This window comes from Paeniglutamicibacter selenitireducens (genome assembly GCF_051550675.1).
GTDB lineage: Bacteria > Actinomycetota > Actinomycetes > Actinomycetales > Micrococcaceae > Paeniglutamicibacter.
Genome location: NZ_JBPULF010000004.1, coordinates 57498 through 67712 on the forward strand (window position 1 = coordinate 57498; position 10215 = coordinate 67712).

At 70.1% G+C, this 10215-nt stretch carries 9 protein-coding genes; 4 read left to right on the top strand and 5 right to left on the bottom strand.

Features of this window, described 5'->3' with window-relative positions; genetic code table 11:
• Nucleotides 1-35 precede the first annotated feature (35 nt).
• Nucleotides 36-920: a glucose-1-phosphate thymidylyltransferase RfbA gene (rfbA, locus tag ACSYDW_RS09220; protein WP_438338433.1), complete on the top strand. Its 885-nt coding sequence runs from the start codon at nt 36-38 to the stop codon at nt 918-920.
• A 111-nt stretch (nt 921-1031) separates the two neighbouring features.
• Here the strand turns inward: rfbA and ACSYDW_RS09225 are convergent, their stop codons facing one another.
• Both ACSYDW_RS09225 and rsmI read right to left on the bottom strand, forming a co-directional pair.
• Complete coding sequence (locus ACSYDW_RS09225; protein WP_438338434.1) at nt 1032-2513, bottom strand: NAD-dependent succinate-semialdehyde dehydrogenase; 1482 nt, start codon at nt 2511-2513, stop codon at nt 1032-1034.
• 200 nt (nt 2514-2713) lie between these two features.
• Complete coding sequence (gene rsmI / locus ACSYDW_RS09230) at nt 2714-3562, bottom strand: 16S rRNA (cytidine(1402)-2'-O)-methyltransferase (RefSeq protein ID WP_438338435.1); 849 nt, start codon at nt 3560-3562, stop codon at nt 2714-2716.
• Between the two features lie 59 nt (nt 3563-3621).
• On the opposite strand from rsmI, the gene ACSYDW_RS09235 reads away from it, so the two are divergent.
• A complete protein-coding gene (locus tag ACSYDW_RS09235) occupies nt 3622-5232 on the top strand; it encodes a dolichyl-phosphate-mannose--protein mannosyltransferase (protein ID WP_438338436.1) in 1611 nt (536 codons plus the stop codon).
• Nucleotides 5233-5357: 125 nt separating this feature from the next.
• Nucleotides 5358-7205, top strand: coding sequence for an AMP-dependent synthetase/ligase (locus tag ACSYDW_RS09240; protein WP_438338437.1), 1848 nt, complete (start codon nt 5358-5360; stop codon nt 7203-7205).
• A 116-nt stretch (nt 7206-7321) separates the two neighbouring features.
• On the opposite strand, the gene ACSYDW_RS09245 is transcribed toward ACSYDW_RS09240, so the two are convergent.
• The 3 genes from ACSYDW_RS09245 to ACSYDW_RS09255 all read right to left on the bottom strand — a co-directional run bounded on the left by ACSYDW_RS09245 (nt 7322) and on the right by ACSYDW_RS09255 (nt 9492).
• A complete protein-coding gene (locus tag ACSYDW_RS09245) occupies nt 7322-8701 on the bottom strand; it encodes a TIGR01906 family membrane protein (protein ID WP_438338438.1) in 1380 nt (459 codons plus the stop codon).
• Between the two features lie 169 nt (nt 8702-8870).
• Nucleotides 8871-9083, bottom strand: coding sequence for a Trm112 family protein (locus ACSYDW_RS09250; RefSeq protein WP_438338439.1), 213 nt, complete (start codon nt 9081-9083; stop codon nt 8871-8873).
• 10 nt (nt 9084-9093) lie between these two features.
• Entirely contained in the window at nt 9094-9492 is a 399-nt protein-coding gene (locus ACSYDW_RS09255; RefSeq protein WP_438338440.1) for a DUF3499 domain-containing protein, read from the bottom strand.
• A 110-nt stretch (nt 9493-9602) separates the two neighbouring features.
• On the opposite strand from ACSYDW_RS09255, the gene ACSYDW_RS09260 reads away from it, so the two are divergent.
• On the top strand, nt 9603-10181 hold the full coding sequence (locus ACSYDW_RS09260; RefSeq protein ID WP_438338441.1) for a metallopeptidase family protein: 579 nt from the start codon (nt 9603-9605) through the stop codon (nt 10179-10181).
• Nucleotides 10182-10215: the final 34 nt, after the last annotated feature.

Sequence of the window (10215 nt, forward strand, 5' to 3'; positions counted from 1 at the left end):
CCACATCCGTGGCTAGGTGTGCTTAGTATGTGCCCATGAGAGGCATAATTCTCGCCGGGGGAACGGGATCACGCTTACATCCAATCACCCGCGGTGTTTCGAAACAGCTGGTGCCCGTGTACGACAAACCGATGATCTACTACCCGTTATCCACCTTGATGCTCGCAGGAATCAGGGACATCCTGGTGATCACGACCCCGACGGATGCCCGCCAGTTCCGTGACTTGCTCGGGGACGGCTCGCAATTCGGGATCCGCCTGGACTACGCCGTCCAGGACTCCCCGGACGGGCTGGCCCAGGCCTTCATCATCGGCGAGGAGCACATCGGGGAGGGTCCCGTCTCCCTGGTGCTGGGCGACAACATCTTCTACGGGCCAGGGTTCGGAACCCAACTCGCCGAGTTCCGGGACGCCCCCGGAGCGACGATCTTCGGGTACTGGGTCAAGGATCCCGGAGCCTACGGTGTCGTCGAATTCGATGACTCGGGCCGGGCCGTTTCCCTCGAGGAAAAGCCGCTGCGGCCCAAGAGCCACTATGCGGTGCCCGGGCTGTATTTCTACGACAACTCGGTCATCGAGCGGGCCCGGAACCTGGCACCCTCGCCGCGCGGCGAACTCGAAATCACCGACATCAACCGGCAGTACCTGGACGAGGGGTCGCTGCGGGTCAACGTGCTGGCCCGCGGCACAGCATGGCTGGATACCGGCACCTTCGATTCGCTCAACGACGCGTCGAACTTCATCCGCACCATCGAGGCCCGCCAGGGGCTGAAGATCGGGGTGCCCGAGGAGGTCGCCTGGCGCAGCGGGTACATCGACGACGCCTCCCTGGAGGCCTGTGCCCGCAAGCTGGGCAAAAGCGGCTACGGCGACTACCTGAGGATGCTGCTTTCCAACGACTTCGAGGACCCCTACCACTGAGGCTTCCGGCGGCATCCCGCGCACGAAAAAGCGGTGTTCCCCCTTCCCCGGGAAGGGAAGGCGGAACACCGCTCGCGTTGCCGCGGCCCGGTGGGCCGCAGGCGGTTGTTGCTAGACCGCGTACGGGTCGGCGATGCCGATGTACTGGGTGGTGGTGTACTCGGCAAGGCCTTCGGCTCCGCCTTCACGGCCCAGGCCGGACTGCTTCACGCCGCCGAACGGTGCCGCGGCGTTGGAGATGACGCCGGCGTTGAAGCCAACCAGGCCGAACTCGATCTTCTCGGCCACGCGGAACAGGCGGTTGTGGTCCTTGGTGAAGACGTAGGACGCCAGGCCGTACTCGCTGGCGTTGGCCAGTTCGATGGCGTGTGCTTCGTCGCGGAAGGTGGTGATCGGCGCGACCGGGCCGAAGATTTCCTGGCGGAGGATCTCGGCGTCGTTTGCGACGTTGGTCAGCACGGTCGGTGCGTAGAAGTAGCCCGGTCCCTCGACCGGGGCGCCGCCGGTGACTGCCACTGCGCCGGCCTCGATGGCCTTCACGACAAGTGCGTGAACGTCGTCGCGGGCGTTGCCGTCGATCAGCGGGCCGACGTTGGTGGTCGGCTCGGTGCCGCGGCCGGTCTTCAGCGCGCCCATGGCGGCCGCGAACTTGGCGGTGAATTCCTCGGCCACCGACTCGTGGACCAGGAAGCGGTTCGCCGCGGTGCAGGCCTCGCCCATGTTGCGCATCTTCGCTGCCATGGCGCCCTCGACTGCGGCGTCGATGTCGGCGTCCTCGAAGACCAGGAACGGTGCGTTGCCGCCCAGTTCCATGGAGGTGCGCAGCACGTTCTCGGTGGCGTCCTTCATGAGCATCTTGCCCACCGGGGTGGAGCCGGTGAAGGAGACCTTGCGCAGGCGGGAGTCGGCCATCAGCGGGCCGGAGATCTTCGAGGCGCTGGCCGAGGACACGACGTTCAGCACGCCTGCCGGAAGGCCGGCTTCCATCATGACCTGGGCGAAGAGCTGGGAAGTCAGCGGGGTGAGCTTGGCGGGCTTGAGCACCATGGTGCAGCCGGCGGCGACGGCCGGGGCGACCTTGCGGGTGGCCATGGCCAGCGGGAAGTTCCAGGGGGTGATCAAGAGGCACGGGCCGACCGGCTTGGTCTGCACGATCATCTTGTTCTTGCCCTCGGGGGTGGTCAGGTAGCGGCCGTAGTCGCGCACCGTCTCCTCGGAGAACCAGCGCAGGAACTCGGCGCCGTAGGTGACCTCGCCGCGGGCCTCGGCCACGGGCTTGCCCATTTCCAGGCTCATCAGCAGTGCAAAGTCGTCGGCACGCGCGGTGACCATGTCGAAGGCGCGGCGCAGGATCTCGGCGCGTTCACGCGGCGGGGTCAGGGCCCATTCGGCCTGGACCGCGTCGGCGGCGTCGAGGGCTGCCATGGCATCCTCGGTGGTGGCGCTGGCCAGGGTGGCAAGCTTTTCGCCGGTGGCCGGATCGAACACGTCGAAGGTGCCGCCGTCGGAGGCATCGCGCCATTCGCCGTTGATCAGCAGGCCGGTGGGTACGGAGGCGATCAGCGCGGCTTCGCGCTCTGGGGTAATGGTCATCGGGTGTTCTCCCTTGAACGAAAGGAATCTGGCGGTGGAACGTTTCCCTGCCCACGCTAGTGGGGCAGAGTGTGGCTGTAAATTTCTATCTGCACTATGACAGGCCCCGGGCGTTGTGCAGGTATCCCAAAGGAACCGCCTCCGGCTCCGGGCCGGACGGCCGGGAAGCGCCGGGACCCGGCCCCGGAAAACGCCTGTGGCTAGGCGCGCGCCTCAAGCACCGCGGTGTACAGCTCGCGCTTGGAGACCCGTTCCTTTTCGGCGACGGCGGCCACGGCTTCCTTCAGCCGCAGGCCCTCGGCGACGAGCTGCTGGACCTGGGCGACGTGGTCCACGGCGCGGGCGGGTTCCCCGGCGGGTGCACCGCCGACGACCACGGCGATTTCCCCGCGGACCTCGCCCTCGGCCCACACCAGCAACTCGCCGAGGCTGCCGCGGATAACTTCCTCGTACATCTTCGTTAGTTCGCGGGCGATGGCCCCGGGACGGTCGGTTCCGAAGGCGTCGCGCAGCGCGCGGATCATCGCATCGAGGCGGTGCGGCGCCTCGAAGAACACCATGGTGCGCTGCTCGGTGGCCAGGTCCTCGAGGCGCTTGGCGCGCTCCCCCGCCTTGCGCGGCAGGAAGCCCTCGAAGGTGAAGCGGTCGGTGGGCAGGCCGGAGAGTGCCAGCGCGGTCAGCACGGCCGAGGGGCCCGGGACGGCGGTGACGGTGACACCCGCCGCCACGGCTGCCTCCACCAGCTTGAAGCCGGGGTCCGAGACGGCAGGCATGCCGGCGTCGGAGACCACCAGGATCGTGGCGCCGCCGGCGACGAGTTCCAGCAGCTCGGCCAGCCGGTGCGTCTCGTTGTGTTCGTGGTAGCTGATCAGCCGTCCCGGGACGCGCACGCCCAGGCCCTGGGCCAGGTGCAGGAAGCGCCGGGTGTCCTCGGCGGCGACGATGTCGGCGCTCGTCATGAGTTCGATCAGTCGCGGGGAGGCGTCGGACAGGTTGCCGATGGGGGTTGCCGCAAGGACAATCTGGCCCGGCTTTTCTTGAGTTTCCACACGCCAAGACTACTCGCCGCGCCGCCTTCCCCGCGCACGAAGGGCCCTTCGGTAGAGTAATGACGGTGAATACAGCATTCCCGCAGGCCACGCGCCGCTGGGCCCTCGACCCCGGCCGGGCCTACGGCCTCCAGGCGCTGCGCGAGCGGCTCCTCGGGAGCGCCTTCGCCCCGGGGATCTGGGGCTGGATCGTCCCGCTGGCGGTGACGGTGCTGGCCGGCCTGCTGCGTTTCACCAACCTCAACCACCCGCACCTGCTGATCTTTGACGAGACCTACTACGTCAAGGACGCGTACACCATGATGCACGCGGGCTACGAGCTGGAATGGGGCGAGGAACCCAACGACGCGTTCATCAACGGGCACCCCGAACCGAAGGACTCCGCCTCCTTCGTGGTGCACCCGCCGCTGGGCAAGTGGCTGATCGCCGGCGGCATGTGGCTCTTCGGCACGGACAACGGCCTGGGGTGGCGTTTCAGCGCCGCGCTCTTCGGCACGCTGTCGGTGCTGCTGGTGGCCCTCGTCGCCCAGAAGCTCTTCTCCTCGGTGGTCCTGGGCGGGCTGGCCGGCACCCTCGCGGCCGTCGACGGCCACCAGATCGTGATGTCCCGCACCGGGCTGCTGGACATCTTCCTGATGTTCTTCATCCTCGCCGGGTTCTGGGCGCTGCTCAACGACCGCTTCCACGGCCGCGAAAAACTGGCCCGCGCCCTGGCCACCGTGGACGGGGCCATGCCGGATCCGCGGCTGCTGGCCTACGGACCCTGGATCCTGTGGCGGCCCTGGCGGCTGGTGGCGGGCGTGATGTTCGGCTGCGCGGCGGGGGTGAAATGGTCGGCGCTTTCCTTCATCGCGGTCTTCGGGCTGATGACGGTGCTGTGGGACCTGGCGGCGCGCCGCCGCGCGGGCATCCGGCACTGGTTCGCCGGAGGGGTGCTGCGCGAGGGGATCCCCGCATTCCTCACCATCATCCCCACGGCCCTTGCCGTGTACCTTGCCACCTGGACCGGCTGGTTTGCGACATCCGGCGGGCGCTACAGGAACTGGGCCGGGCAGAACCCGTCGGACACCTGGGGCTGGGTACCCGCCCCGCTGCGCTCGCTCACCGAGTACCACCGGGCAGCCGTCGCCTTCCACGAGGGGCTGGGTTCCCCGCACGGCTGGGAATCCTCCCCGTGGTCGTGGCTTTTCGCGGGCCGCCCCGTCCTCTTCTTCTACGAATCGCGCACCAACGGCGAGTACGGCTGCCTGGATGCGAACTGCGTGCAGGGCATCACCGACCTCCCCAACCCTCTCATGTGGTGGGCGGCGACGCTGAGCCTGCTGGTGCTGCTCTTCTACTGGGCCGGCGCCCGGGACTGGCGCGCCGGGGCGATCCTCGCCGGTATCGCCGCGGGATTCCTCCCCTGGTTCATGTACCCCGAACGCACCATGTTCTTCTTCTACACCCTGCCCTTCGCACCCTTCATGGTGCTCTCGCTCACCTACGTGCTGGGCAGGTTCCTGCCCGCGGACCCGCGTTCCCCGTGGCGCGGGCAGCGCCTGCTGCTGGCGGGCATGTTCGTGGCACTGGTCATCGCCGTGTCTGCCTTCTTCTGGCCGGTCTGGACCGGGCAGATGATCACCTACGACAACTGGCGCATGCACATCTGGATGCCGAGCTGGTCCTAGCCCCGACAGGCGGCCGGGCGCCGGCTGCGCCTAGACTTGAACACCCGAACCAACGGAATGCCACCACCCCCGGACACCCCGCACGCGGCGGCCCCGGGCAACCCCGACGAGCAGGAACACCCCGCATGCGCGAATCAAGCACCGAAAAACTGATCGACCTCCCCCCGGGCTTCAACACCACCCAGCTGCTGGTGGACCGGCTCGAATCCGGCGGCGGTGCCCCGCTGTTCAGCGTCAAGCGCGGCGGGCGGTGGCACGATGTCTCGACGGCCGACTTCGTGGCCGACGTCCGCTTGCTGGCCAAGGCGCTCATGGCCGACGGCGTGCGGCCCGGGGACCGCGTGGTCATCATGTCCCGCACCCGCTACGAGTGGGCCCTGGCCGAGCAGGCCGTCTGGTTTGCCGGCGCCGTCTCCGTGCCGGTCTACGAGACCAGCTCCCCGTTCCAGGTCGAATGGATCCTGCGCGACTCGGGGGCCAGGTACGTGTTCGCCGAGGATGCCCAGCGGGCCGGCGTGGTCCGCGCGGCGCTGGCGCTGCTGGGCGAGCCCGTTGCGATCCGGGTCTTCGACGAGGGGTCCGGGGAAGCAGATTCCGGCATCCCCTCCGGCGGGCTGCAACAGCTGCTGGAGCGCGGCGCCGCCTCGTCCGTCTCCGAGGCGGAGGTGGAGGCCGCGCGCCTGGCCGCGGGCCTGGCGGACACCGCGACGCTCGTCTACACCTCGGGCACCACGGGGCGGCCCAAGGGCTGCATGATGACCCACGCGAACTTCTCCGAGGTCGCCGTGAACCTTGCCCCGCACATGTCAAAGGTGCTGGGCGACGGGGAACGAACCCTGATGTTCCTGCCGCTGGCGCACGTCTTCGCCCGCGCCGTGCAACAGGTCTGCCTGCACGCCGGCTCCACGATCGCCCACACGCCGTCCGCGGCAACGCTTGTCGAGGACATGGCGGCGGTGAAGCCCGGCTTCCTGCTGGCCGTTCCGCGGATCTTCGAGAAGATCCGCGCGACCGCGTTCGCGACGGCGGAGGCCGCCGGCAAGGGCAGGCTCTTCGCGCAGGCGGAGGCCGTGGCCATCGAATACTCGAAGGCGGCCGATGCGCGCGGGCGCGGCGAACGCGTCTTCCGCTCCCCCGTCCTGCTGGCCAAGCACGCGCTGTTCAACAAGGTGCTCTACCCCCGGCTGCGCGCGGTGCTTGGCGGGCATGCCCGCTACACGATCTCCGGGGCCAGCGCGCTGAACGCGGACCTGGCGCACTTCTTCCGCGGCGCCGGGCTGGGCCTGCTCGAAGGCTACGGGCTGACCGAGACCACGGCGCCCGCCGCCGTGAACATGGCCGACGACGTGCGCGTGGGAACGGTGGGCATCCCGATCCCGGGCACCACCATCCGCATCGCCCCCGACGGCGAGGTGCTCATCAAGGGCATCGGCGTCTTCGCCGGCTACCACAACAACCCCGAGGCCTCGGCCGGGGCCTTCGACGCCGACGGCTTCTTCAGGACCGGCGACACCGGGTCCCTGGACGAGGCCGGGTTCCTGCGCATCACCGGGCGCAAGAAGGACATCATCGTGACGGCCGGCGGCAAGAACGTGGCGCCCGGCCCGCTGGAGGAATATATCCGCTCCGACAGGCTGGTCTCCCAGGCGGTGGTGGTGGGCGAGAACCGCCCGTTCGTCGCCGCCCTCGTCACCCTGGACACCGACGAGCTGGGCCCGTGGTGCAAGGCCAACGGGCTGGCTCCGCTGTCCCCGGCGGAGGCGGCCGTCCACCCGCTGGTGCTGGCTGCGGTGCAGCACGCCGTGGACGCGGCCAACACCACCGTCTCGCAGGCCGAGGCCATCAGGAAGTTCACGGTGCTCGGGCAGGACTTCACCGAGGAGTCGGGGCATCTGACCCCCTCGATGAAGCTCAAGCGCGCCGGCGTGATCGAGTCGTTCGCCGCGGACATCGACGCGCTTTACCGGCGCTAGCGCCGGATGCGCCAAACGGGGCCCTGCCGGGTCCGGGATGTTGCTCCCGGACCCGGCAGGGCCCCGTTTGTTCCACGGCCGGTTGCCCGCCGTCGTGCGGCAGTTGCGGGCCGCTGCTACTTCAGGCCGAAGACCCGCGCTTCCTGGCGCAGCCGCGAGGATTCGCGGCGCTTGGCCGTCGGCCACGTGGCAATAAGCGTGGCCACCGAGGCCACCGCCACGAGCACCGCGATGGCGATCGCCGCATCGACCCAGAACTGCGGCGGGTAGAGGCGGATCAGCGTGTCCGAGTAGTTGAACGTCCAGGTGCCGTTCGCGAAGAAGATCTTGTGGAAGCCGGTGAAGAAGGCCTCCCAGCCCAGGGCGGCCACGGTTCCCAGCACCGCGAACAGCCCCAGTGTGGCGACGGCGCCGGCGAACAGCCCGCGGCGGATGCCCCCGCTGTAGCTCCGGCCCAGGTAGACGAGGGCCACCACCATGATCGCGGCAAGCACCAGGCCGGCCAGGTAGGTGGTGGAGATGACGTTCTTGACGTCCAGCATGTGCTGGACCTCGGTGTTCAGGAACAACGGGTTGCCCAGGGTGTCGCGCAGCTCGCCGAGGTAGCGGGAGTCGGCGACGTTGTTCAGGTAGTCGACGCCGTAGGAGCCGTAGAGCAACCGGTCGGCGGTGCTGAAGCCGAAGCCGTCCGCCGGGAAGCCCGGGCGCTGGTAGGCGATCCACAGGAAAGCGGGGCTGGCGATCAGGCGGATGGCCAGGATCAGCAGCACGAACGGGTAGGCGGCGGCCAGCACCACCTGCAGGGTGCGGGCCAGCAGCGGCTTGGCACCGAGCGCCGCCTCGCGGGCGGCCCGGCGCTCGCGGGCGGCGGGGGTCGGCTCCGGGCCCGGGGTGTAGGCGCCGAAGACGCGGTTGCGCGCCTCGGCCACGGCGGAGGCAGTGGCCGGGCTGCCGGCCGCGGATCCGGCATTCGCGGAAGCGGGAAGCGCGCGGGTGGCGCTGGGCGGGGTGCCCGGGTCCGCGGGCGTCGCGGCGGTCGGGGCAGGCTGCGGCGCCTCGGGCGTGCGGGGCTCGACGGGGATCCGCGCGATGACGTCGTCGACCTCCCGGGAGTCCGCCGTCGCGGGCTGTGCGGGACCCGCGGTGGCAGCGACGCCGGAGGCGGCAGCCGCGGCGGCGCTGATGGCGGGGTTGGGCACGGCCGGGGACGTTGCCGGAAGCTGGTGCTCGACGGGTTCATCCACGGGTTCGGCCAGGGTTTCGGGCTCCGGCAGGAGCATCGGTGCCGGTGCGGACCCCTGCGCCGCGGCTGCGGCGCGGGAGGCGGCGATGCTCGCCTCGATCTTCGCGGCGGCCGCAGCAGCCGCGGCGCTCAGCGGCATGGCCTCGGCCGGAACCTTGACGGGCTCGGCGGCCCGGACCGCGGAGGCCGGCTCCGCCGGCGGCGCCGTCCGGGGCTCCCGGGCTCCGGCCTGGGTTTCGTCCTGCTCTGCCATGTTCTCCCTCACACCTGATGACTTTGGGCGACGTGCCTGTGCCGGTGCCGGGCACCCGTGCGGGGTCCGGCACACACCACCGTGCAAGCCTATCGAGACATGTGCCCAACCGCCTGCTCACCGCGGTGTTCGCGGCCCAGCGTGTCGGTTGCGGGCACGTGGTCGGGGGCTACTGCCCGGCGTCCGCTGTCGCGGATCCGGCAGGGATCTCGGTGGCCTCGCCGGCCAGCAGCATCGGGATGCCCTCGACGATCGGGTAGCTGTAGCGTTCGCCGTGGGCACCGGTCCCGGAGGAGACCAGCACGGCGCCGGACTGCCGGAGTTCGGAGCCCGTCAGGGGGCAGCGCAGCAGTGAGGAAAATTCAGCGGAAAGTTTAGACATGCAACCCAGTTTAGGGCTCCAGGTTCCCCTCGCGCAGCACGCGCAGGTGCCTGCGGGTCAGGTGGGCGCCCGAACCGGGTTCGATGGCAGGGGGCGCGGTGCGCGGTGCGGGGACATCGCCCGCGGGTTCGACGGCGGCCTCGGCTTCCTGTTCGCGCACGGCGCGTGCCAGGGCGTAGAGGTCGTCGCTGCTCAGCGGGGCCTCGCTGGGCAGCGCCAGGCGGAGCACTTCCCAGCCCAGCGGCACCGTCAGGCGTGCGGCGTGACCGGCGCACAGGTCGTAGCAATGCGGTTCCGCAAAGGTGGCCAGCGGGCCCAAAACAGCGGTTGAGTCGGCATACACGTACGTCAAGGTCGCGATGGCCGGTTGACGGCACGCCGAACGTGAACAAAGTCTGGATGATCCCACGGTTAGACAGACTACCCGGTTCCGCGCCGATTCCCGCGACGCACCGCCGCACACCGGCACAATGCCGTGCCGCCGCCCGGCGGGCGCATGCCCGGGTCTAGTCTTGGGTCATGGACAAACACCTGTCGATCGACCTGGAACCCAGGGGCCCGGATGATCCCGGGCAGGGCCCGGATGATCCCGGGCAGGGCCCGGCGCCTGGCACGGGCCACGTCCCGCGGGGCTCCGGGGACGGCACCGGCCGCGGCTTCAGCCGCCGCACCCGCAACCGCCACGGGCGCGGGCGGCGCGGGCCGATGCTCGATGCCCGGCTGCCCGGGGCACGCACCCGCGAGGAGCACTTCGAGGACCTGCTGGTGGAATCCGCGGAGCGGCTGGCGGACCGGTGGGGCGAGCGCGTCACCGGCATCGACTTCCGCCTGATGCTGGTGCCGAACTCCAAGGTCCTGGCGAAGGCGCAGGCCACCGGGTCACGGGTGCCCTGGGCCACCAGCCGCCCGGGCCGGCCCGGGCGACCCGAACGCATCACCCTGTACCGGCGGCCCATCGAGCAGGCCTGCCCGCTGCCGACCGAACTGGCCGAGTTCGTGCACATGGCCGTCGTCGAGCAGCTGGCCGAGCTGTGGGCCATGGACCCACAGGACATCGACCCCGGCTACCGTGCCTGGGGCAACGGGTCCGGCGACTAGCAGTCGCCGGGCATGCCGCGGGCCGGGTTGCGGC